This is a genomic window from Arthrobacter sp. CC3, assembly GCF_039907775.1.
Classification (GTDB): domain Bacteria; phylum Actinomycetota; class Actinomycetes; order Actinomycetales; family Micrococcaceae; genus Arthrobacter.
In genome coordinates, this window is record NZ_JARCCY010000012.1 from 38,013 (window position 1) to 60,612 (window position 22,600).

Below are 22,600 nucleotides of genomic sequence, written 5' to 3' on the forward strand. Positions count from 1 at the left end.
CGCGCGCTCAGGGAGTCTGGACGGATGCCACGATGGCGTCGATGACCGTCTCCACCGGAACCTGCTCCGCCACCGCCTCGAAGCCGAGGATGATCCTGTGCCGGAGCACCCGGTGGGCCAGCGCCTTCACGTCCTCGGGGATCACGTGGTCCCGGCCGTTCAGGAGGGCGACTGCGCGGGCGGCCTGGCTGAAGGCGATGCTGGCACGCGGGCTGGCTCCGAATTCGATGAACCCCGCCAGCCGGGAGTCGATGTACTGGGCGGCGTTCCGGGTGACGAACACCAGGCCGACGATGTACCGGACGATCGCCGGGTCGATGTAAACGCGCCTGACCAGTCCCTGCACTTCCGAGACCGCGTCCAGCGACGCGGCGGCGGCCGGACGCTGTTCGTCGGTGAAGACGCCCGAATCGATCCTGCGGATGATCTCGGCCTCTTCGGCCGGCGTGGGGTAGTCCAGGACGTCTTTGAGCATAAAACGGTCCATCTGTGCCTCGGGCAGCAGGTAGGTGCCCTCCTGCTCGATGGGGTTCTGCGTTGCCAGCACCAGGAACGGGCTGGGCAGCCGGTGCACCACTCCCCCGATGGACGTCTGCCGCTCCTGCATCGCCTCGAGCATGGCACTCTGTGTTTTTGCACTGGAGCGGTTGATCTCGTCCAGGAGCACAATGTTGGCGTGCACCGGGCCCAACTGCGTGACGAACGTTCCCTTGGCCGCATCATAGATCTGGGTGCCTACGATGTCGCTGGGCAGGAGGTCAGGGGTGCACTGGATCCGCCGGAACTCGGCACTCACAGATTCCGCGACTGTCTGCGCAGCGGTGGTCTTCGCCAGCCCCGGGACGCTTTCCAGCAGGATGTGGCCGCCCGTCATGAGTCCTACCAGCAGCGATTCCCGGAGCCTCGCCTGCCCCACGACCTTCGCGTCGAAGCTACGCGAGATGCTGGCCATGACCTGCTGCGCCCGGGCCAGTTCCGCCGCTTCGATCCGGACGGCGGCCGTTGACTGAAGCACTCGAAATCCCCCTGGTTGCTGTTCGTGGACGGCCGCTGGTGCTGCCGGACCCTCTGGCGGTCACAACGCGTCCGCCACGGGCCATCCTATCCAAGCCGTGGTTAGCGGATTCTGCAATGGGGAACCCTCCCCATGCGGGCCGCTCAGGACTATCCTGATGGCATGATTCAGCTTCCAGCCAGTTACCAGGAGTATCTCGCCGGCAAGAGCGAGAGTTTCATCAACACCGTCCGGCCGATCCTCATGCAGTCTGCGGCGGAGAAGTTGCATGGGGTCAGGGTCCTCTACAACCCGGGACCCACCGGCCACCAGGCCCATCTGGATGACACGATCCCGTTCGGAACGGTTGTCGAAGACATCGACTGACGCCCGGCTCAGCCCTTCATCGCCCCGGACAGCGCAAACGATCCCCCGGCTCCGCGCGCCACGAGGACGTAAAGGACCAGGACCGGAACCGAGTAGAGGATCGAGAATGCGGCCAACTGGCCGTAGGCAATCGCGCCGTGCTGTCCGAAGAAACTGAAGATCGAGACCGAAGCGGGCTGCTTGGACGGCGACAGCAGCAGGATGAAGGGCACGAAGAAATTGCCCCATGTCTGGATGAAAACAAAGATGAAGACCACACCCAGGCCTTGGCGCATGAGCGGCAGCACCACGGCGCGCAGGGCCGTGAGCCCGGACGCGCCATCCACCCAGGCGGCCTCCTCCAGCGAAACGGGAACCGCATCCATGAAGTTCTTGGTCATCCAGATGGCCATGGGCAGCGCGGTTGCAGCCATGAAGAGAACCGTGGCCGGCTGGGAATCCAGCAGCCGCAGCTGGACGAACAGGCCGTACACAGGCACCATGATTGCGGTTGCCGGCAGGCAGGTACCGCACAGGATCGAGTACATGAACGGCCGGTTGAACCTGGACTCGAAGCGGGACAGGGGGTAGGCAGCCAGCACAGCGGCCACCAGGGTTACAGACGCTGTCCCGGCTGAGAGCAGGAAGCTGTTCCAGAGCGGCCTGAGCAGCAGCTCCGGCGTAAGGACCGCGGTGAAGTTCGCTAACGAGGCGCTGGCCGGCAACCGCGTCTGGTAGCCCGCCTCGGCGTCCAGCGAGCCGAACACCAGCCACAGCAGCGGCAGGACGAAGCAGGCGCCGATCAGCAGCAAAGCGGCGTCCGCCGGACCCCGGCCCCGGCGGCGTCCCGGCCGTTCCCCTTGGCCGTGCCGGACGCGCCGTGACGTTTCGTCCAATTCCGGCCCGCCCGCCGTCGTCATCGTTTATCCCCCCTGAGGAGCCGGACGTAGGCAATCCCGAACACCAGGCCCAGAACAATGAGCACCGAGGCGATGGCGGTGCCGTAGCCAATGTCGCCGAACTTGAAGGCTTCCTGGTAGGCAAGGACCGGCAAGGTGGTGCTGGCGTTGGACGGACCGCCGGCCGTCATCACCCAGATCAGGGTGAAAACGGCCAGGGTCTGGAGCGTCACAAGCATCAGGTTGGTGGCGATGCTGGACCGGATCAGCGGCAGGGTGATGAACACCAGGCGCTGCCAGCCAGCCGCACCATCCATCAGGGCCGCCTCGGAGATGTCCTGCGGCACGTCGGCCAGGGCTGCCCGGTACACCAGCATCGAGAACGCGGTGCCGCGCCAGATGTTGGCCAGCACCACGGCCACCATCGGGTAGGCGTACAGCCAGTCGGCGCCGGCCACGCCTGCACCGCCAAGCACCTGGTTCAGGGTCCCGTCCTTGCTGAAGTAGGCGTAAGCGGCAAAGGCCGCAACGATCTCGGGTAACACCCAGGCCGCCACGACGGCGGTTCCGACGACGGCGGCCACCGGCCTGCGTGCCCGCGTCATCAGGCCCGCGATCAGGAGTCCAAGCATGTTCTGGCCCACCACCGCGGACGCCGCGACAAAGACGACCGTCAGGACAACCGCGGCCGGAAATGCAGAGTCTCCCAGCAGCCGCACATAATTCTCGACGCCGGTCCAGGCCGGGTTCCTGGCATTGCGGCCGGTGAGGGCCGCGTTGGTGAAGGAGGCGTGGAAGGACCAGAGGATGGGAGCGGCCAGGAAAAGGAGGATCAGGAGGACTGACGGCACAACCGGCAGCAACCGGAGCTGCTGCCGGACCGTTTTTCGTTCAACCATGCGTCATTTCTGCACGACCTTGGCGTCACCCACCAGGTCCTTGACTGTCTTGTCATACTGCGCGGCTGCCTCCTGCGGTGAGAGGGCACCGGTGATCACGGCTTCAGTGGCAACCTGGACTGCGGCGGAAATCCGCGGATAGTCCGCTGTGGCAGGCCGGTAGTGGGTGACGGAAACGAGCTCGGACACGTCCTTGACGAACGGATTTGCGGCCAGGTATTCGGGTTCGGCGGCGACGTCCGTCCGGACTGCGATCTGGGAACCGGACACCGTGAACGCCAGGGAGTTCTTCTTGCTCAAGGCCTCGGACAAGAACTTGAAAGCCAGGTCCGGGTTCTTGGAGTCCGCCCCGACGGCCAGCGTCCAGCCGCCCGACATGCTGACGCCGCCTGGTTCCTGGCCGCGCTGCGTGGGGAACTTCGCCACGCCCATGTTGTCGGCGTAGCCGGCCCACTCATAGTTGCCGCCCTTCTGCCAGAACGACGGCGTGTAGGAGCCTTCCACGGTGGCCCCCATTTTGCCCTTGGGCAGCCATTCGCCGAAGACCTTCTTCCAGACGTTGGCATCGAGCGCCTCGGCCGGCGTCACGGCCAGCCCTTCGTCATACAGGGTCTTCAGGAAAATCAGGGAATCCTTGAAACCCTGGGAGCCCACCACCCATTTCTTCTCCTGCTGGTCGTACAGTTCGCTGTCCGTGCCGTAGAGAAGCTCATAGAAACTCTGCATGACTGTGCCCTCACCGGTGGCCTTGCCGGCGTACATGTTGAACGGGACCAGCGACGGGTCCGCGGCTTTCATCTTGCGGGCCGCTTCCAGGATTTCGTCCCAGTTCCGGGGCTGCCACGGGACGGTTATTCCCGCCTTTTGCAGGACTGTCTTGTTGTACCAGATGGCGCGGGTGTCTGTACCGAGGGGCACCGCATAGATGCCGCCGTCGTCGCCGGTGCCGGCCGCTTTGGCGGCCTCGTTGTACAGCTTCCAGTCTGACCATTTCTCGAGGTAGCCATCCAGTTTCAGGAGGTACCCGGCATCGACGTCCGACCGTACTTTGAAGGTGTCCTCATAGAAGACATCCGGGGCGGTCTCCGCCGATCTGAGGGCCAGCGACAGCTTGGTGCCGTAATCGTCATCGTTGGCCTCGATGGGCTGCAGGTCCACGGTTGTGCCCTGGTTTGCCGCTTCGAAGTCTTTCTTGGCGTCCTTGAACAGAGTGTCAAGGGCAGTAAACGAATCGGTCTTCTGGTAGACGATCTTCAGGGTCTTGTTTTCGGCGGCCGGCTGTTCCGCGGAGCAGGCTGATGTTGCCACCAGCGCTGTCGCACAAAACAGCGCCACAAGGAATTTGGCAGGGCGGTGCATGACGCTCCAATCTTCGAGCGGCTGCAGCCCCCAATGTCCTCCAGCTGGCCCCAGCCTTTAGCCGATTTGCAATTTCAGGTTAGTGCTTCCCTCTCTCAAGCAGGGACGCCGACCTCAGCCTTCCAGCAGCAGCCGCTGCGCGCGAGGGGCCAGCGTATGCTCAAGCACCAGGCAGGCGGCGCCGATGGCACCTACATCCTCTCCTACACCGGTTCCGACAACCTCAATGTCATGAATCTGGCGGGCCGCGCTGTTCTCCGCCAGCAACCCGGGGACCCGGTCCAGGTAACGACGGGAGAGACGAGTCCAGAACGGACCGCCGAAGACCACCCTCTCGACGTCGAGGGTATTGGTGACTACAGCCACGGCCCGGGCGACCAGGACAGCGGAGTGGTCGAGGATCTCAGCCGCCTTGCGGTTGCCGGCGTCCGCTTCGTCACAGAGCCTGGCAAAACTTTCCTGGATGTCCAGCGCACCGGACGGGTGGCGCACAACGTCAAGGACTCCGGCGCTTTCGGCCTGCGCCACGAGGACCTGCGGGATACTGCTGGACTTCACGCAGCCCCTGAGCCCGCAGTCGCACGGCGGGCCGTCCGGATCCACAATGATGTGCCCGATTTCACCGGCGTTCCCCGAGGTTCCGCGGACCACTTCGTCGTTGAGGACGATGCCGCAGCCAATGCCGGTGCCCATGTACATGAAGACGAAACTGCCGGAGCCGCTGGGCCCGCCGGCCCAGGTTTCGGCGACGGCTGCGCTGGTGACGTCCTTGTCCACCAGGGTGGACAGGCCGGTGGCCTCCGCGAGGGCATCCCGGAGCGGCACCCGGTCCCAGCCGAGGAGGAGGGGCGGATCAACCACGGTGCCCTCGTCCAGGTTGATCGGACCCGGGGCGGCCACGCCAAGGCCGGCAATCTTGTCAGGATCAACGCCGGAGGCGGCCACCAGGTCCTTGATCTCCGAGGCAATGATGGCAATGATGCCGTCCGGATCGCTGGCGCCCGGAGTGTTGATCCTGGAGTGCCTGACAACGGACCCCACGAGGTCCAGCACCACGAAGGTGGTGACGGTGGGATCGAGGTGAACGCCCACCGCGTACATCCCGGCGGGGTTCAGCCGGAGGATGGTGCGCGGCTTCCCCGGCCCGCTGCCTTCCTTGCCGGCTTCGACGATGAGGTTCTGGTCAAGCAGGCGGCGTGAGATGTTGGAGATCGTCTGCGGCGACAGGCCCACGATCTGGGCGAGTTCCACCCGGCTGAGGCCTCCCGAGGAGCGGCGGATGGCGTCAAGGATCACCGTGAGATTGAAGTCCCCCATACGGGGCAAATTGGTTCCGCGCCTCGGCGATGGCGTGCGGATCTCAGTCACGGATTCCCCTAAACTTCTTCGGTTATGCACTGCTGATGCTTGAATCGTACGTTACCCGCGCGCGCTGCGGTACGCTCACACGCTGACTTTGGCCACGGTGGTTTCGCTGCCGTGGCGGGCGTGCACCCGGCTCCGGCGTCGCGGCACTTGCCGCTACGCAGCGCGGGGGGTGCTGACCGCAACAGTGAATTTGGCGTTCCTGCCTGCCACGCGGGTGGGGCCGACAAACCGTTCCAGTGCGGGCAGATACTGCAGGTGGCTGTTGTAGACGGTCCAGAGTTCTCCGCCCGGCGCCAGCACCCTTCCAGCGGCACGGAACATTTTGATTCCCGCCCCGGCGTGGACGCTGGCACCCAGGTGAAAGGGCGGATTCAACAGGATGAGGCCGGCGCTTCCGTCCGGCAGGGAGTCCATGGCATCGTCCTGGAGGACGGTGATCTGCCCCGCCAGGCCGTTGGCTTCAGCTGTGGCCCGGGCAGAGTCGACGGCCGCGGCCGACTGGTCAGTCGCCGTGACGTTCGATTCCGGATGGATCCTGGCGTACATGGCGGCCAATATGCCGGTCCCGCAGCCGAGGTCCACAACATGTGGTACCGATGGCATGTCGGGCACGTACCGCAGCAGGAACCTTGTTCCGATGTCGAGCTTGGTACCCGCGAATACCGCACCGCGTGCGCAGACTGTGAGGTCCAGCTCGCTGTTGCTGTCCGCGACGGGAAACGGCGGCGGTCCCGTTACCGGCTTGGCGTCCCTGGCTATCAGGACCCGGGATTTTTGCCGGGCCAATTGCGGCTGAACGTCGTTGAAGTACCGTTGCAGGACGCTGTTCATGCCCAGGCTCATGTGCTTGATCCGGCCGCCGGCCAGCAGCACCGTGTCCGGAGCCGCGTAGCGGGCCACAGCGTCCGCCGCTTCCTCGAGCTCCGCGAGCGTCCTGGGCAGCTGGAGCAGCACCACGTCGGCGTCGTCGAACAGTGCGGCGCCGAGCGGCAACTGCTCAAAACCGGCGTCGATGCCAAGCCCTGCGGCATTGTTACGGAGTGCCCGCTCCCCCGTGATCAGGTCCTGGTGGACCTTGACGTCCCGGACGCCGTAGCCGGCCAGCGCCCCCAGGGTGAGGGCCCCGTAGCGGTCACCAATCACTGCGATCCGGCTCTCCGGCGTCAGCAGTTCCGACGCTGTTTCGAGGAGTAGCTTGTCGGTAGCATCCCAGGCCTGCAGGTTCGGGGCTTCAACGTCGGGGAACCGGCGCAGACCGGCGAGTACTGATGCCACGGTGTTGTCCGCCACGTGCAAGCTGCCGCCTTCCCTGTCCATTGTCATTCCGCCGCCGGGAGGGAACCACGGGGCGAAAAGCTACCCAGTAAACCTACCGCGAAAACGGTGCTGTCCGCGGCGTGCACAACGGTCAGGTCCGCGCCGCTTCAGCCGCGCGGCGCTCGAACATCCGCAGGATGCCGGCTACTGCCGCCCTGCCGGCCCGGTTTGCGCCAATGGTGGACGACGACGGCCCGTACCCCACCAGGTGGACCCTTTCCTCCGCTGCCACCTGGGTGCCGTCCATGGCGATGCCCCCGCCGCTGCCCCGCAGGTGCAGCGGCGACAGGTGTTCCAGCTCCGCCCGGAAGCCGGTGGCCCAGAGGATCACCGCGGCGGCCAGAAAGCTTCCATCGGCCAGCCTGACGCCGTCGGGCTCTATCGCCGTGAACATCTCCCGCCGGTTCAGGGCGCCGCGCGCGGCAGCCGCACGCAGCGAGGGCGTCCGGATAAGACCCGTGACAGACACCACGCTTTGAGGCGGGAGTCCCTGCCGGACCCGTTCTTCGACCAGGGCGACGGCATCATGGCCCGCCTGCCGGTCAAACTCGGCGTCCCGCCACACCGGCTCCCGGCGGGTAAACCAGCTGGTGGTGGTCACCTGGGATATTTCGTCCAGCAGCCCGACGGCGGAAATTCCGCCGCCCACCACGATGACGTGCTGCCCGCGGAATTCCTCGGCCGCCACGTAGTCGGCCACGTGCAGCTGCCTGCCCCGGAAGCTGGACTGTCCCGGGTAGATCGGCCAGAACGGCCTGGTCCACGTGCCGGTGGCGTTGATGACCGCCCGCGCGGACCAGCTGCCCGCGGATGTTTCGATCCGAAGGCGCCCCGAAGGGCGGTCATCTTCACGGGACACCGAACGGACCTTCACGGGCCGCAGGATATTCAGCCCGAGCCCGCTCTCATAGTCACCGAAGTAGCGTGAAAGGAACGCGGAACTCGGCTCAGCCGGGTCGACGTCCGGCTTCGGAATGCCCGGCAGGTCGCTGATGCCGTTGACGGTGGCCATCCGGAGGCTTTGCCAGCGGTGCCGCCATGCGCCACCAGGCCCGGCTTCGGCGTCAACCACAACGTATGAACCTGGCGCATTTTCCGCCATGGCTGGAGCTGCGTTTTCGCCGGTTCCGCCCGCGGCCAGAAAGCCGCGACGCTGAAGGTGGTAGGCGGCGGATAAGCCGGCCTGGCCCGCGCCGATGACCACTACATCCGCGGCCTGAAGTCCGGCCGCCTGGGCGTTGAGGATCTCCGGTCCCGCCTAGACCTTCTTGACCACGCTGGATTTGAGCTGCATGGGTCCGACACCGTCCACTTTGCAGTCGATGTCGTGGTCGCCCACGCCGTCCATCAGCCGGATGCCGCGAACTTTGGTCCCGACCTTGATGACCGTGGAGCTTCCTTTGATCTTGAGGTCCTTGATGACCGTGACGGTGTCACCGTCGGCGAGGACATTTCCCACCGCATCCTTGATGACCGACTCCGTGGCTCCTGCGGCATCCGTCGCCTCGGCCGACCACTCGTGGGCGCACTCGGGGCACACCAGCAGCGCGCCCATCTCATAGGTGTACTCGCTGGAGCATTCAGGGCAGGGAGGGAGGGTTTCGTTCACGCTCCCATATTAGTCGAGCGTTAAACAGCGAAAGCCGCCCTGAAGGGCGGCTTTCGCTGGATGAACCTGGGTGGAGCTGAGGGGACTCGAACCCCTGACCCCCTGCATGCCATGCAGGTGCGCTACCAGCTGCGCCACAGCCCCAAACTCTTGTTTCTTCCGGACCGATCTCCGTAAGCAACTTGATTATCTTAAACCACAATTATGTAAGACGCCAATTCGGGTCCGGAGCGCCTGATCCGCCGGCCGCTACTGCCCTGAACGGCGGACATGAGCACGGACAAACGCCACGAAAGGAAGGGCCGGAAAACAAAAAGGCCCGCCGGAATCTTGCGATTCCGGCGGACCATTCGGTGGAGCTGAGGGGACTCGAACCCCTGACCCCCTGCATGCCATGCAGGTGCGCTACCAGCTGCGCCACAGCCCCGAATTTTCATTGCTCCGGCACCTTCAGTTTTCACTGACGGGCCCGGTTCTTTGTCCGGATCTCTCCGAAGCAACTCAAATATCTTAGAACAGGCATTCCGAAAATTCCAAATCGGGCATATTCGGTGGCCTGCTCCGGATTACTCGCTGTCTGAGGAGACCGCCGCTTTGGCGGACGTGTCTTCCCCGAGCTGAAGGTCAACCACGGGGCAGTCCTTCCACAGGCGCTCGAGGGCGTAGAAAACGCGGTCTTCCTCGTGCTGGACGTGGATGACGACGTCGGAGTAGTCCAGCAGGACCCAGCGTCCGCCGGAACGGCCCTCGCGGCGGACAGGACGGAGGTCCTGCTTGCCCAGTTCCTCTTCAATGCCGTCCACGATGGCGTTGACCTGGCGCTCACTGGGCGCCGAGGCGATCAGGAAGACGTCCGCCAGGGCCAGCCGTTCGCTGACGTCCAGGCCCACGATGTCCTGGGCTATTTTGTCCGCAGCAGCACGCGCGGCTACGCGGGCTATGGCGATGGATGAATCGGTTGCAGTCACGGGACTCCTTGTTGTGGTTTAAGGCTATGTCGTTCGGACGCGATGGGTATCAGCGCCAGGGTGTCGGAGAGGGCTGCGGGGCGGATGATGCCCCGGTGCGTTGAATCAGGGTGCCAGGCCGCTGATGATCATGGTGACGCCGGCAATCAGCGCAACAATCCCCAAAGCAAGGACGGCCAGCTGGAGCAGCCTGATACGGTGCGCCCGGCCCAGGCCGGCGGTGACGGCGTCCAGCGGTTCCAGGCCGTAGGCGCTGTTGGCCGCTACACGCGGCTTGTCCACGAAATTCTCACCGGCTTCAGCGGCCCAGGGCTCTACAGCCGGGGACGGCGCCGCTGCTGCCGCTGGATCGGCGGCAGCCTGAGCGGCAGCCTCCGCGCGGGCAAGTACGCCCGCCCGGCCGGTGGCCGGCGCCGGGTTCCGCCTCGGCAGGCCGGTTTTGCGGGGCCCCTTGGTGCCTGGCGGCTGCAAGCGGGGGCCGGGATTGGTGACCACGGGGACATATGACGTAGCAGGCTTTTTCATCACCGGCCGGTCGATGCCGGGGACCTTCTCGAACTCCAGCGGAGTCACCATCGCGAGGTTGCTGACAGCCGAGGGCTCGGTCTTGGGGTGTGCAGGCTGGCTGGCCTGCTCGGCCAGCTTCTGCTTGGCCATGGCCCGCTTGTTCAGGATGGCGGCGCGCTCGGCCAGGGCAATCTGCTCCGCAAGGATTTCAGGATCCACTGCTTCGGGATCGTTCGCCGCGATGTGCTCCATCTTGGCGATCTGGTTCCTGGCCTGTTCGGCGATGAGGGAACGCGCTGCAAGGGCCTGCTCGACGGTCATTCCATCGGGAAGCCTGCTGTCCGCGTTGGCCTCCGGCGACTCCGCCCGCGGAGCCTCGGCGGGCTGGGTGCCGGCCTGTGGCGCCGGCTGTCCTGGACGCGCCTGCGGGGCGGCCTGCCCGGGACGCGCAGGAGGAACGGTGCGCTGGGCGGACGTGCGGGCCGGCGGAACGACCATGTTCGCGGCGGTGGCAGGCGCCGCCTCCGCCTGGAGCTGCTGGAGCCGGAGCTGGCGGCGCGTGGGCGGACCGCCGCCGGACAGCCGCTCCTCCTTCTGCGCCAGTTCCTTGATGGTGCGCAGGGCAGCGCGGTCCCGTGCCCGGCTCTGCGAGGAGCGCTCGGGGCCGGCCGGAGTCCGGACCGAGTCCACGGGCCCCGGAGCCACACGACGGATGCGGCCTGTGCCGTCTTCGCGGTCCGGCGCCGGTGTTGCGTTCCCGGGCGTTTTTGAGGCAGGGGGAACCGAACCCGGTGCCGGGGGCACCGCGTCCTGAACTGATTCCGCGCGCTCATCTCTGGCCTGTCGCAATTCGCGGCGGCTACGGAGGGGAGGCTGTTCCTGGCTCATCTAACAACTCACTCGGTACTGGCTGGTTCGTGTAACTCGGTAAGTGCGGCACTGTCGTCCGGGTCCGGCTGCCCGGCATACAAGCCGTATTTCGCAATGTATTGGACCACCCCGTCCGGCACGAGGTACCAGACAGGGTTCCCGGCCGCGACGCGCGTCCTGCAGTCAGTCGAGGAAATGGCCATGGCCGGGACTTCCAGGAGGCTGACGTCTTTCCTGCCCATTCCGTCGAGGACGTGCCCGGGCCGGGTCACGCCAACGAAATGCGCCAGCGACCACAGTTCATCGATGTTCTTCCATGACAGGATCTGCGCCATGGCGTCCGCTCCGGTAATGAAGAAAAGGTCCGCATCGGGACGCAGCGTACGGAGGTCGCGCAGGGTGTCGATGGTGTAGGTGGGGCCGGGGCGGTCCACATCAACCCTGCTGACGGTGAACCTGGGGTTGGACGCCGTGGCGATGACGGTCATGAGATACCGGTGCTCCGGTTCGCTGACCTTCTTGCTCATCTTCTGCCACGGCTGGCCGGTGGGGACAAACACCACTTCGTCTAGGCCGAACTTGGCCGCAACTTCGCTGGCCGCGACAAGGTGACCGTGATGGATGGGATCAAAGGTGCCACCCATCACACCCAAACGCAGGCGGCGCTTGGCGCCGCGCCGCTTCAGGACCGCAGTGATGTTAGTGGCCTTGGCCGTGATCGTGCTTGTTCGGGTGCTGGCGGTGGGGATCCGAGTGCTCCTCGACGGCCTCATGCCGATTGCCCAGGTTGCTGTAGGACAGCGTCACAAACATCAGAACGAGCATGATCGCAAAAATGGAAACACCAAAGACCCACGGTTCGGCCCACAGCGGAGCCAGTTCTTCATGTTCGGCGACCGACGCGCCTACCTGCTGCAGCAGCATTTTCTCCCCTAAAGAGTTCACAAAATGACGACGGCGGTCATTCCCGCCGTTCCGGACTTCTGTTCCATGTTACAGCGTTGCTAGCTGCGGATCTGGCCCTCGCCCTGCACGATCCACTTGGTGGTAGTGAGTTCCGTCAGGCCCATGGGGCCGCGGGCGTGGAGCTTCTGGGTGGAAATTCCCACCTCGGCGCCCAGGCCAAGTTCACCGCCGTCGGTAAACCTGGTGGAGGCGTTGACGATAACCGCTGCTGAGTCGATTTCGGAAATAAACCGTTCAGCGTTCGCGAGGTCGTTGGTGATGATGGCCTCGGTGTGGCCAGTGGACCATTTACGGATGTGCTTCACAGCCTCATCCAGGTTGTCCACCATGCCCACCGCGAGGTCGAGGTCCATGTATTCGGTGGCCCAGTCCTCGTCCGTGGCCGGAACGGATTCCACGGAGGCGGGTAGCGCGGCGCGGATCCTCTCATCGGCATGCAGTGTGACTCCGGCTTTCCGGAGGGCGGCGGCGACGGCGGGCAGGACGGTGGATCCGGAATGCACCAGGAGGGTCTCCACGGTGTTGCAGACGCTGGGCCGCTGGGTCTTGGCGTTGAGGAGGATTTCCACGGCCATGTCTTCACTGGCGGATTCGTCAATGAAGATATGGACGTTGCCTTCGCCGGTCTCGATGACGGGTACGGACGAATTGTTGACCACGGTCTGGATCAGGTCCCTGCCGCCGCGGGGAATCAGGACGTCCACCCGGCCGCGGGCCCGCATCAGGACATTGGCGCCTTCACGGCCGAACTGGTCCACGCTCTGGACGGCGTCCGCGGGCAGGCCCACTGAATCAAGAGCGTCGCGGAGGACCCGGATGAGGGCCTCATTGGTGGCCGCGGCGGCTGTGCCGCCCCGAAGGATCACCGCGTTGCCGCTTTTCAGCGCCAGCCCGGCAATGTCCACGGTCACGTTGGGGCGGGCCTCATAGATGGCGGCAACGACGCCCATGGGAACGTTGATCTGGCGCAGGCGCAGGCCGTTGGGCAGCGTCTGGCCGCGGACCACATTCCCCACGGGGTCCGGCAGGCCCGCAAGGTTCTCCAGCGCAGCGGCGAGGGCCTCGATGCGCGTGTCGTTAAGCGTCAGGCGGTCCAGGAGGGCGGCCGACGTTCCGTTGGCACGGCCGGCTTCCACATCCTGAGCATTAGCGGCCAGGATCTGGGCCTTGCTGGCGATCAGGGCCGCACCGATGGCGCGAAGGCCCTTGTCCTTCCAGGCGCGGTTTGCGCGCGCCATCCGGCGGGCAGCGTGACGGGATCGGTCAGCGATGGCGTGCACGGCAGCCTCGACCTCAGCCGGGGACAGCTGGGCATCTTCCGGCGCGGAAGATACCTCCGCGGCCTCGTGGGATTTCTCGGCGGCTTGGTGAATCAGTGCCTCAGTCATCATTCAAGTCTAGGCGAATCAGCCCGCTAGACCAGAACCAGGTCATCAACGTGAACAACCTCACGGTCGAAGCCGCGGCCGAGGGACTCCCCCAGTTCCACCGTGGAACGTCCCAGCATTTGGGGCAGTTCGTCCGAGGAATAGTTGACCAGCCCGCGGGCGATGACCGTACCGTCCGGCGAAACCATCTCGACGGCGTCGCCTGATTCAAAGGTGCCTTCAACGGCTGTGATCCCGGCCGGGAGCAGCGAGAAGCGGTGGTCACGGACAGCCTTGACGGCGCCGTCGTCGATTAACAGCCGGCCCTGCACGTGCGCAAGGTGGGCGAGCCACATCATCCGCACCGATTTGCGGCCGCTGTTGACGGAGAACCAGGTCCCCACGTCCTCGCCGTTCAAGGCTGCTGCGGCGTTGGCGGTGGACGTGACCAGCGCGGGGATTCCCGAATCGGCTGCCATCGTGGCGGCCTCCACCTTGGTCTGCATGCCGCCGGTTCCCACGCCTGCCTTGCCGGGCTTGCCGATATTGACGCCCTCAAGGTCCTGGGGGCCGTCCACCTGGGCGATCCGCTTGGCACCCTTTGAAGGCGGCCCGTCATAGAGCGAGTCGACATCGGAGAGCAGCACCAGGGCATCGGCCCGGACCAGGTGCGCCACGAGGGCGGACAGCCGGTCGTTGTCACCGAAACGGATCTTGTGCGTGGCCACGGTGTCATTCTCGTTGACCACGGGCACAACGCCCAGGTTGAGGAGCCGGTTCAGGGCGCGGAAAGCATTCATGTGGTGGCTGCGCCGCATCAGGTCATCCGCGGTCAGCAGGACCTGGCTCACGGTCACGCCGTGTGCTGCGAAGGCATGCGTGTAGCGGGCCATGAGGAGCCCCTGGCCCACGCTGGCGGCTGCCTGCTGGGTGGCGAGGTCCCGGGGACGCTTCACCAGGCCCAGCGGGGCCAGGCCGGCCGAGATGGCGCCGGAGGACACCAGGATGATCTCCGTACCGGCGTTGCACTTCGCGGCCAGCGCGTCCGAAAGCCCGATCAGCGCCTCTTCTGAAATTCCACCCTGGATGCTGGTGAGCGACGACGATCCGACCTTGACCACGATGCGGCGCGCCCTGGCGAGCATGCTGCGGTCGTCGGTCCTGGGTTCCTCGATGACAATTGCGCAATTATCGGTCACGTGTGGGGGTTCACTCCTCATTCTCGGTGGTCAGTCCGCTTTCCTTGAGCGGCTGTGCGGCACGGCGGCCGCTCACTGATTCAGTCCAGATGCCGGCTTTACGTTCGGCTTCCAGCTCGGCCCGGGCCGCAGCCTTGGCGTCGCGGCGCTCCTGCTGCTCGTCACGCTTCTGACCGCGGGTGGGGCGGTCGCCGATGTCGGCGAAGCGGACGTCCGTGCCACGCGGCGAGGCAAGCAGTTCGGCGCCGGCCATCATGGTGGGCTCCCAGTCGAAGACCACGCCGTCGTCTTCACCGATCACCACGGTGTCGCCGGGCTTCGCGCCCTGCTTGAACAGCTCGTTTTCGACGCCCAGCTTGGCCAGGCGGTCCGCGAGGTAGCCGATGGCTTCCTCGTTGGTGAAGTCGGTCTGCTTGACCCAGCGCACGGGCTTGTCGCCCAAAACGCGGAACAGCGGCTCGAGGTTCTTTTCCTCGCGGCGGATCTTGAAGCCGGACTCGTTGACTGCGCGGGGGCGCAGCACCGGGGCGTGGACCTTGGGCGGCGTGGCGGCCACAGCGTCCCGGGCGGCCTTGACGATCTCCGCCATGGCGAAGCCAAGCTGGCGCAGGCCTTCATGGCTCGTGGCGGAGATTTCGAACACGCGGTAGCCCCGGGACTCAAGCTCGGGCCGGACGAATTCGGCCATGTCCTTGCCGTCCGGCAGGTCCACCTTGTTCAGGGCCACCAGGCGCGGCCGGTGGTTGAGCGGGACGACTTCGCCGTCGCTGCCGGCGTAGCTCATGTCAACCGCGTACTTTTCGAGCTCGGCTTCGATGATGGCGAGGTCGGACAGCGGATCGCGGTCAGCCTCGAGCGTTCCGCAGTCCAGGACGTGAACCAGCGCGGCGCAGCGTTCCACGTGCCGCAGGAAGTGGTGGCCCAGGCCTTTGCCCTCACTGGCTCCCTCGATGAGGCCGGGGACGTCTGCAATGGTGAAGCGCACGTCGCCGGCCTGGACGACGCCCAGGTTGGGGATGAGCGTGGTGAAGGGGTAGTCGGCAATTTTCGGGCGTGCCGCGGACATGGCGGCAATCAGGCTGGACTTGCCGGCGGACGGGAAGCCCACCAGGGCGATGTCCGCAATGGACTTCAGTTCCAGGACGATGTCGCTGGATTCGCCTTCGATGCCGAGCAGCGCGAAGCCCGGGGCGCGGCGCTTCTGCGAGGAAAGTGCGGCGTTGCCGAGCCCGCCGGGGCCGCCGGCGGCAGCGATGAACTCGGTGCCTTCGCCGACGAGGTCGGCCAGCACGCGACCGTCCTTGGTCTTGACGACGGTGCCTTCCGGAACGGGAAGGATCAGGGTTTCGCCGTTCTTGCCGCCGCGCCAGTCGCCCATGCCGGGTCCGCCGTTGGTGGCGTGGCGGTGCGGCGCGTGGTGGTAGTCCAGCAGCGTGGTGGTCTGGGGGTCAACGCGCAGGATGACGTCGCCGCCGTCGCCGCCGTTTCCGCCGTCCGGACCGCCCAGGGGCTTGAACTTCTCGCGGTGGACGGAGACACAGCCGTGACCGCCGGTACCGCCGGATACGTGCAGTACTACCCGGTCTACAAAGCTCGCCACGTGAATCTCCTCTGTGCTTAACCTGACCGTCTTGGACGCCCAAATTGATTGTAATGCGGTTAAAAGAACAGTGGAGCGGGCCATCATGGCCCGCTCCACCGGTTTAGATCTTGTTGTTACTCTGCAGCTGCAGCAGCAACGATGTTCACGACTCGACGGCCGCGGCGGGTGCCGAATTCGACAGCGCCGGGGGTCAGGGCGAACAGGGTGTCGTCGCCGCCACGGCCAACGCCGGCGCCCGGGTGGAAGTGGGTGCCACGCTGGCGGACGATGATCTCGCCTGCGGAAACTACCTGGCCGCCGAAGCGCTTGACGCCGAGGTACTGGGCGTTGGAGTCACGACCGTTGCGAGTGGAGCTCGCGCCTTTTTTATGTGCCATTTGAAATGCCTGCCTTAAAAATTCTGGGGAATCTGCTGAAAACCTGAAAGTAACGGAAGGTTACTTGATACCGGTGATCTTGACCTTGGTCAGTTCCTGACGGTGACCCTGGCGCTTCTTGTACCCGGTCTTGTTCTTGAACTTCTGGATGACGATCTTCGGACCACGAAGGTCCTGGAGGATCTCAGCCGTAACCGTTACCTTGGCCAGGTCCGCAGCGGCAGACGTGACTTTGTCACCGTCTACCAGGAGCAGTGCGGGCAACTCAATGGTGCTGCCGGCTCCACCGGGGACGCGGTTCAGGGTAACGAAGTCTCCAACGGAAACCTTCTCTTGGCGGCCGCCTGCGCGGACAATCGCGTACACCACTGGGGAACTCACTTCTCTCGACGTTTATTACTAGATTTGCGTGCGGAACCTGGGTCCAATTGTTTGGCCTGGCTCACGCTGTGCCTCAACGCCGGTGGATTCCCCGGGGGAACCCATGAGTTATCCCACGAACCATTCCGCTTGTCATTCCAAACAGACTGTTCCGGGGTCATAACCCAAGTGTTGGCGTAAGCACCGAAGATCTAGACTACGCTAATTTTGCCTTCGGCCGCAAATGAGGCTGGCTCCGACGGTAGTACGTGATAGGCGCCACTCTGTGCAATACAGACTGCCGCTGCAACGACTTCCGGAACCGTGCCCCATTACCTTACCGGCTCCGGAACACTTTGCGGTGCAGCATGCACGCGCGGCGCGTCGAAAAAGTCCACCTCGTAGCGGCACGACTGCCGGAAGGCCAGGCGCATGGCCTGCCGTTCTGCTGCAGAGGCAGCCTGTGCGGCGTCGTCGGTGATACGCACTGCCTCCCTGGTGGCGGCGGCGAATTCCTCGTCGGCGTACGTGCGGAGCCACTCGGCGTAGGGATGGCCCGACGGCGACCCGGCCGCCTCGAACTGACCGTGCAAGGTGGCACCCACCTCGGCGTAAAGCCAGAAGCACGGCAGCACCGCGGCCACGAGCACTCCATAGCTTCCGGAAACAGATGAGGCCAGCAGGTGGTCCACGTAGGACTTGGTGACCGGTCCCAGGGCGGCGTCCACGTTCCGGGTGCTGAGCCACGTCCTGTGCAGTTCGGACTCCACTTCCAGGCATTGCTGCGCCGAGCGGGCCCAGAAGAGCTGTTCGGCCTCGGTGGGGGCAATGGCGGCGGCACGGGACAGAACCCTGGAATAGCCGTTCAGGTAGATGGCATCCTGGGCAAGGTAATACGCAAAGTGCTGCTCGGTAAGGGAGCCGTCGGCGAGGCCGCGGATGAAGTCCAGCCCGTAGATGTCATCCAGGTCCGCTCCGGCGTCCTGCCGGAGCGCCGCGGCGAACTCCCCTGCGGCCAGCGCATCCTGGCCCTTCGGCGCCAGATGGTGGAAATGGTGCACCGGGCCGTTGCCCGTTCCCACCTCCAGCGCTCCGGCTTCCCTGAGCGCTCCCTGCAGCCACGGCTTCACTGCCCGCAGGGATGCCTCCCAATCCCCCAGCCTTGCCTGCGCGGTGGCCATGGCCGAGGACAGGGAACAGCCGGTGCCGTGGCTGTTCCTGGTGTCGATCCGCGCGCCGGGGACCACCACAACGTCCTGGGCGAGCAGTCCTTCAGTGTTGACGAGGGCGTCGGGGCATTCGCCGCCGTCGAGGTGTCCGCCCTTGACCAGCACGGTGGTGCCGGCCTGCGCGGCGAGGCGCTTGCCCTGGCCGAGTGCCGCTTCCCAGTTGTCCGCCAGTGGCTCGTTGAGCAGCATCGCCAGTTCGGCCAGGTTCGGCGTGATGAGGTCGGCCAGCGGCAGCAGTTCCCGCAGCTCGGCCTCGGCAGCCTCCTGCAGGAGCCGGTCCCCGCTGGTGGCGACCATTACGGGGTCAAGAACCACGACGGCGGGACGGGCTTTCTCCAGCCAGCTGCGGACGGCGGCTATCACCGCAGAGTCGCCCAGCATGCCGATTTTCACGGCGTCGATGCTGATGTCGTCGCTAATGGCCTCTAGCTGCGCAGTCAGGAAGCCGGCCGGCGGAACGTGGACCGCCCGGACACCGTGCGTGTTCTGTGCCGTCAGGGCGGTAATGGCAGCCATGCCGTATCCCCCGGTGGCGGCAATGCTTTTGAGGTCCGCCTGGATTCCCGCCCCGCCGGACGGATCGGAACCGGCGATGGCCAGCACCCGCGGCGTGCTGCGCAGCGGGCCGCCTCCCGGTGCAGGCGCTACGGGGGTGGCAGGAGTGGGCAGGAATGATGAAGCCAAAGGAGACATCCCTTCGCCGGTGCTAACCGGACAGGTTCAACGGGTCTGGATCTCAGCCGGCCCTGTGCGCGGCACCCCGTGTCAGTCCCCTAGCCTAGCTTTTCCCCGCAACGAACTCGCGGGCACGGCCCGAAACACGCGTATTGCTACGCCTGTCCCGGGCCGCACCCGCGGTGTCAGCTGGCTGAACCAGAGCCTGGCCTGATCAAAGCTCGTTGGCTCAGAGTTCCGAGGCCGGGACCCCCACGCCAAGGATGATCGGCTCGTTGGCCGGCGCCTTGGCGGGCGCATCCTTCTTCGCCGGCTCAGGTGCCTTGGCTTCGTGCGTGTGCCCTGATGCGGCAACCGGGGCAGTCTCGTGGTGTTCCACGGACGTCTCGTTCGCTGCGCCCTGGGCACGGCTCGCGCTTCGGTTGCGGCGGGGACGGCGGGCCCGGCCCTGCACCGCGGTGTGGTCGGTGTAGTCGGCTTCAACAGCCTGGACCGCCGGTGCCTGCGCTGCAGGTTCTTGGACCGCCGGTGCCTGCGGTTCAACCGGTGATGCCGGAGTCTCTGCCGCGGCAGGCTCACCAAGGTGGGCGAAAGCTTCGGCCAGGCGGTCAAGGGTCAGTGCCGGTCCGGAGGCAGGAGCTTCCCCGGCGTGCTCTACGAACGGCAGTGCCACTTTTTCGCCGCCAAAGGTCAGGACCGCTGCCGGCCGCCCTGCAGCCGCCACCTCGGTTTCCGACACCTTCGCGGGCCGGGCCGCAGCGGGTGCAGACGGGGTGGCCTGCGTCGGAGCCGGCCGCGCGGGCGCTCCTGCCTGCCCGGCCGGGGCTTGGGCGCCCTGTGCCTGGGCTGCCAGTGCCTGGCCTACTGCCTGTGCTGCTGCGGCCGCGGCCGCAGGGGCTGCATGGCCGGCCTCGGCATCGTGGAGGTGGGCAGCATGCGCTGCCGCTGCGATGTTGGCCAGCGCCACGCGGGTCGCTTCAGCCTTGGCATGGCGCTCGGCGTCGGTGGGCTCGTGGTGCACAGGAGCCGGCGTCAGCGGAGCAGCCTCGGAAGACGGCTGGCCGCCCTTGCCGCGTCGGCGGCTCTTGCGCTCCGTACGGGGTGGCTGCTGGGTTTCCGTCCGCGGCACGTGGTGTTCGGCGGCCACAACGTTGGCGCGGCGGTGTTCCACGGGCTCGTCGTGGGTGACGATGCCGCGGCCGGCGCATGCCTCGCACTGCTCGCCGAAGACTTCCAGGAGCCCGGTGCCCATGCGCTTGCGGGTCATCTGCACGAGGCCCAGCGAGGTGACTTCGGCAACCTGGTGCTTGGTCCGGTCGCGTCCGAGGCACTCGACCATGCGGCGAAGCACAAGGTCGCGGTTGGATTCGAGCACCATGTCGATGAAGTCAATGACGATGATGCCGCCGATGTCGCGGAGCCGCAGCTGGCGCACCACTTCCTCGGCCGCTTCCAGGTTGTTCTTGGTGACGGTTTCCTCAAGGTTGCCGCCGCTGCCGGTGAACTTGCCGGTGTTGACGTCAACCACGGTCATGGCTTCGGTGCGGTCGATCACCAGGGAGCCGCCGGAAGGCAGGAAGACCTTGCGGTCCAGGGCCTTGTGGATCTGCTCGTCGATCCGCCAGGCCGCGAAGATGTCCGTGTCCTTGGTCCACTTTTCGAGCCGGCCCACCAGGTCCGGAGCCACGTACGTGACGTACGCCTCGATGGTGTCCCAGGCTTCCTCGCCGGAAACGATCAGCTTGGAGAAGTCCTCGTTGAAGACGTCGCGGACCACCTTGATGGTGAGGTCCGGTTCGCCGTAGAGCAGCTCCGGCGCAAGGATCTTGGTGGACGTGGCCTGGCCTTCGATGCCTTCCCACTGGGCGCGCAGGCGGTTGATGTCGTGTGTCAGCTCTTCCTCGGACGCCCCCTCGGCGGCCGTGCGGACAATAACGCCGGCATCTTCGGGGAGGCGGTCCTTCAGGATCCGCTTGAGCCGGTTGCGCTCGACGTCGGGAAGCTTGCGGGAGATCCCGGTCATGGAACCGCCGGGAACGTAGACGAGGTAGCGGCCGGGCAGGGAGATCTGGCTCGTCAGGCGGGCGCCCTTGTGGCCGACCGGGTCCTTGGTGACCTGGACCAATACGGAGTCCCCGGACTTCAGCGCGTTCTCGATCCGGCGCTGCTTGCCCTCAAGGTTGACGGCGTCCCAGTTGACCTCGCCGGCGTACAACACGGCGTTGCGGCCGCGTCCGATATCCACGAATGCGGCTTCCATGGAGGGCAGGACGTTCTGGACCTTGCCCAGGTACACGTTGCCGATCAGGGAGTCCTGCTGGGTCTTGGAAACGAAGTGCTCGGCCAGGACGCCGTCTTCCAGGACGCCGATCTGGATTCTGTCATCGCGCTGGCGGACGATCATCTGGCGGTCCACGGATTCGCGGCGGGCCAGGAACTCCGCCTCGGTAATCACGGTGCGGCGGCGGCCGGTGTCGCGGGATTCGCGGCGGCGCTGCTTCTTGGCCTCAAGCCGGGTGGAGCCCTTGACGGACGTGACGCGGTTGTTAGCGGGCGCCTCGCTGATGGCCCGGGGCGCACGGACGCGCGTCACGGTGTTGGGCGGGTCATCGTCTCCCCCGCCAGTGAGCTCAAGGTCCTGGTCGCCGCGGCGGCGGCGGCGGCGGCGGCGGGAGGTGACGCCGTCGTCCGCGGTAACGATGGACTCCTCATCGGCGTCCTCGTCCCCGGCGCCTTCGCCAGCCTCGGATTCGCGGGCAGATTCCCGGTCGGTTACGCGGCTGCGGCCACGGCGTCCGCGGCTTCGACGGCGGCGCGAGCCACCGGCGTCGACATCCTCGCCCTCGTCCTCCGTCTCCTCGTCGCTTTCCTTGGCCGCGGCAGGCGCGGCTGCCGGGCGGACCACGGCGCTCAGGTCCGGTGCCTGGAAAATCATGGAGGTGACAGCGCCGGGTTCGAGGAAGAGCGCACCGACGGGGCTGGCGGCTTCAGCCGCTGCAGGCTGCTCCGGCTCGGCAGTTACGGGAGCGGCGGGTTCCTGGCCGGCGGCGGCCACGTTTTGTTCGGTTGCTGCCGGTTCAGTTGTTGCTGCGGGTTCTGCTGCTGCTGCGGGTTCTGCTGCTACGGATTCGGCAGCGGGCGCGGCTTCCGTGGCGGCGGCAGGCTCAGCGGCCGGCTGGACGTCGGCGGCTTTGGCCGGGGCTTTGGCGCGTGAGGCACGGCGGCGGACAGGCTTTTCGACGACGGCGGCTTCTGCCGGCGCCTCAAGTGCCTGCCCGGCTTCACCCTGCCCGGTTTCAACCTGCTCTGCAGCAACCGTCACCGACGCGTCATCGGCGAATACCGGAAGCGGCTCAGCGGGCTCCACCTTTTTCCGTGAACGGCTGCGGCGCGCCGGCGGCTTTTCCTCTGCAGCGGCGTCGGCTGCCGGGGCTTCTGCGGCAGGGGTCTCCGCCCGGGCTGGCTCCGATTCGATGGCTTCAGCCCTGGGGACAACTTTGCGCCGTGTCCGGACCGCCCGCTTGGGCGCTGGGGGCGCTACTGCCTCTTCGCTAGCAGCGGTTTCTTCATTAACGGCTTGGACCTGGTCATTATCCATATGTGGCGACACTCCTGCCCCTGACGCACCGCCACATCCGGCACCCATTGGGGCACATATTGTCAAAACC

The 22,600-nt window shown here is 66.0% G+C and carries 20 protein-coding genes, 2 tRNA genes and 1 riboswitch; of the genes, 1 reads left to right on the plus strand and 21 read right to left on the minus strand.

All coding sequences use genetic code 11. The features are described 5' to 3' along the window. Positions 1 to 7: 7 nt before the first annotated feature. Entirely contained in the window at positions 8 to 1,015 is a 1,008-nt protein-coding gene (locus PV761_RS09315) for an AAA family ATPase (RefSeq protein ID WP_347896142.1), read from the minus strand. Positions 1,016 to 1,177: 162 nt separating this feature from the next. On the opposite strand from PV761_RS09315, the gene PV761_RS09320 reads away from it, so the two are divergent. Then, the gene (locus PV761_RS09320) at positions 1,178 to 1,381 is read left to right on the plus strand and encodes a hypothetical protein (protein WP_231510972.1); all 204 of its coding nucleotides are present in this window, start codon (positions 1,178 to 1,180) and stop codon (positions 1,379 to 1,381) included. Positions 1,382 to 1,389: 8 nt separating this feature from the next. Here the strand turns inward: PV761_RS09320 and PV761_RS09325 are convergent, their stop codons facing one another. The 20 genes from PV761_RS09325 to PV761_RS09420 all read right to left on the minus strand — a co-directional run bounded on the left by PV761_RS09325 (position 1,390) and on the right by PV761_RS09420 (position 22,530). Then, positions 1,390 to 2,280 carry a carbohydrate ABC transporter permease gene (locus PV761_RS09325; RefSeq protein WP_347896144.1) on the minus strand — a complete coding sequence of 297 codons (891 nt, stop codon included), beginning with the start codon at positions 2,278 to 2,280 and terminating at the stop codon, positions 1,390 to 1,392. After that, complete coding sequence (locus PV761_RS09330; protein WP_347896146.1) at positions 2,277 to 3,158, minus strand: sugar ABC transporter permease; 882 nt, start codon at positions 3,156 to 3,158, stop codon at positions 2,277 to 2,279. Before PV761_RS09330 ends, PV761_RS09325 begins: the two co-directional genes overlap by 4 nt. Positions 3,159 to 3,161: 3 nt before the next feature. Next, positions 3,162 to 4,517, minus strand: coding sequence for an extracellular solute-binding protein (locus tag PV761_RS09335; protein ID WP_347896148.1), 1,356 nt, complete (start codon positions 4,515 to 4,517; stop codon positions 3,162 to 3,164). 114 nt (positions 4,518 to 4,631) lie between these two features. Further along, positions 4,632 to 5,834, minus strand: a complete 1,203-nt coding sequence (locus PV761_RS09340) for an ROK family transcriptional regulator (protein ID WP_043437307.1) — start codon at positions 5,832 to 5,834, stop codon at positions 4,632 to 4,634. A 204-nt stretch (positions 5,835 to 6,038) separates the two neighbouring features. Further along, a complete protein-coding gene (locus PV761_RS09345; protein WP_347896150.1) occupies positions 6,039 to 7,175 on the minus strand; it encodes a methyltransferase in 1,137 nt (378 codons plus the stop codon). Positions 7,176 to 7,293: 118 nt separating this feature from the next. Continuing rightward, positions 7,294 to 8,406 (minus strand): NAD(P)-binding domain-containing protein, encoded by a 1,113-nt coding sequence (locus PV761_RS09350; protein ID WP_347896152.1) that lies wholly within the window; start codon positions 8,404 to 8,406, stop codon positions 7,294 to 7,296. Between the two features lie 54 nt (positions 8,407 to 8,460). Next, the gene (locus tag PV761_RS09355) at positions 8,461 to 8,811 is read right to left on the minus strand and encodes a zinc ribbon domain-containing protein YjdM (RefSeq protein WP_028269013.1); all 351 of its coding nucleotides are present in this window, start codon (positions 8,809 to 8,811) and stop codon (positions 8,461 to 8,463) included. A gap of 71 nt (positions 8,812 to 8,882) precedes the next feature. Then, positions 8,883 to 8,955: transfer RNA gene (locus tag PV761_RS09360), tRNA-Ala, on the minus strand. Positions 8,956 to 9,165: 210 nt separating this feature from the next. Then, positions 9,166 to 9,238 (minus strand) — tRNA-Ala (locus PV761_RS09365). A gap of 139 nt (positions 9,239 to 9,377) precedes the next feature. Beyond that, entirely contained in the window at positions 9,378 to 9,779 is a 402-nt protein-coding gene (rsfS, locus tag PV761_RS09370) for a ribosome silencing factor (RefSeq protein WP_011692226.1), read from the minus strand. 105 nt (positions 9,780 to 9,884) lie between these two features. After that, positions 9,885 to 11,174 carry a hypothetical protein gene (locus tag PV761_RS09375; protein ID WP_347896155.1) on the minus strand — a complete coding sequence of 430 codons (1,290 nt, stop codon included), beginning with the start codon at positions 11,172 to 11,174 and terminating at the stop codon, positions 9,885 to 9,887. An 8-nt stretch (positions 11,175 to 11,182) separates the two neighbouring features. Further along, positions 11,183 to 11,815 carry a nicotinate-nucleotide adenylyltransferase gene (nadD, locus tag PV761_RS09380; protein WP_269319484.1) on the minus strand — a complete coding sequence of 211 codons (633 nt, stop codon included), beginning with the start codon at positions 11,813 to 11,815 and terminating at the stop codon, positions 11,183 to 11,185. A gap of 40 nt (positions 11,816 to 11,855) precedes the next feature. Continuing rightward, the gene (locus tag PV761_RS09385) at positions 11,856 to 12,080 is read right to left on the minus strand and encodes a hypothetical protein (RefSeq protein WP_011692229.1); all 225 of its coding nucleotides are present in this window, start codon (positions 12,078 to 12,080) and stop codon (positions 11,856 to 11,858) included. Positions 12,081 to 12,160: 80 nt separating this feature from the next. After that, positions 12,161 to 13,510, minus strand: coding sequence for a glutamate-5-semialdehyde dehydrogenase (locus PV761_RS09390; RefSeq protein ID WP_347896157.1), 1,350 nt, complete (start codon positions 13,508 to 13,510; stop codon positions 12,161 to 12,163). 26 nt (positions 13,511 to 13,536) lie between these two features. After that, positions 13,537 to 14,634, minus strand: coding sequence for a glutamate 5-kinase (gene proB, locus PV761_RS09395; protein WP_347896252.1), 1,098 nt, complete (start codon positions 14,632 to 14,634; stop codon positions 13,537 to 13,539). Between the two features lie 64 nt (positions 14,635 to 14,698). After that, a complete protein-coding gene (gene obgE, locus PV761_RS09400; protein WP_028269008.1) occupies positions 14,699 to 16,288 on the minus strand; it encodes a GTPase ObgE in 1,590 nt (529 codons plus the stop codon). A 116-nt stretch (positions 16,289 to 16,404) separates the two neighbouring features. Then, the gene (gene rpmA / locus PV761_RS09405; protein ID WP_009372867.1) at positions 16,405 to 16,668 is read right to left on the minus strand and encodes a 50S ribosomal protein L27; all 264 of its coding nucleotides are present in this window, start codon (positions 16,666 to 16,668) and stop codon (positions 16,405 to 16,407) included. Positions 16,669 to 16,728: 60 nt separating this feature from the next. Beyond that, on the minus strand, positions 16,729 to 17,037 hold the full coding sequence (gene rplU, locus PV761_RS09410; RefSeq protein ID WP_011692233.1) for a 50S ribosomal protein L21: 309 nt from the start codon (positions 17,035 to 17,037) through the stop codon (positions 16,729 to 16,731). A gap of 323 nt (positions 17,038 to 17,360) precedes the next feature. Beyond that, positions 17,361 to 18,950, minus strand: a complete 1,590-nt coding sequence (locus tag PV761_RS09415) for a bifunctional hydroxymethylpyrimidine kinase/phosphomethylpyrimidine kinase (protein WP_347896160.1) — start codon at positions 18,948 to 18,950, stop codon at positions 17,361 to 17,363. Further along, positions 18,933 to 19,030, minus strand: a riboswitch (TPP riboswitch). Its footprint overlaps the gene before it by 18 nt. A gap of 131 nt (positions 19,031 to 19,161) precedes the next feature. Beyond that, the gene (locus tag PV761_RS09420; protein ID WP_347896162.1) at positions 19,162 to 22,530 is read right to left on the minus strand and encodes an Rne/Rng family ribonuclease; all 3,369 of its coding nucleotides are present in this window, start codon (positions 22,528 to 22,530) and stop codon (positions 19,162 to 19,164) included. Positions 22,531 to 22,600: the final 70 nt, after the last annotated feature.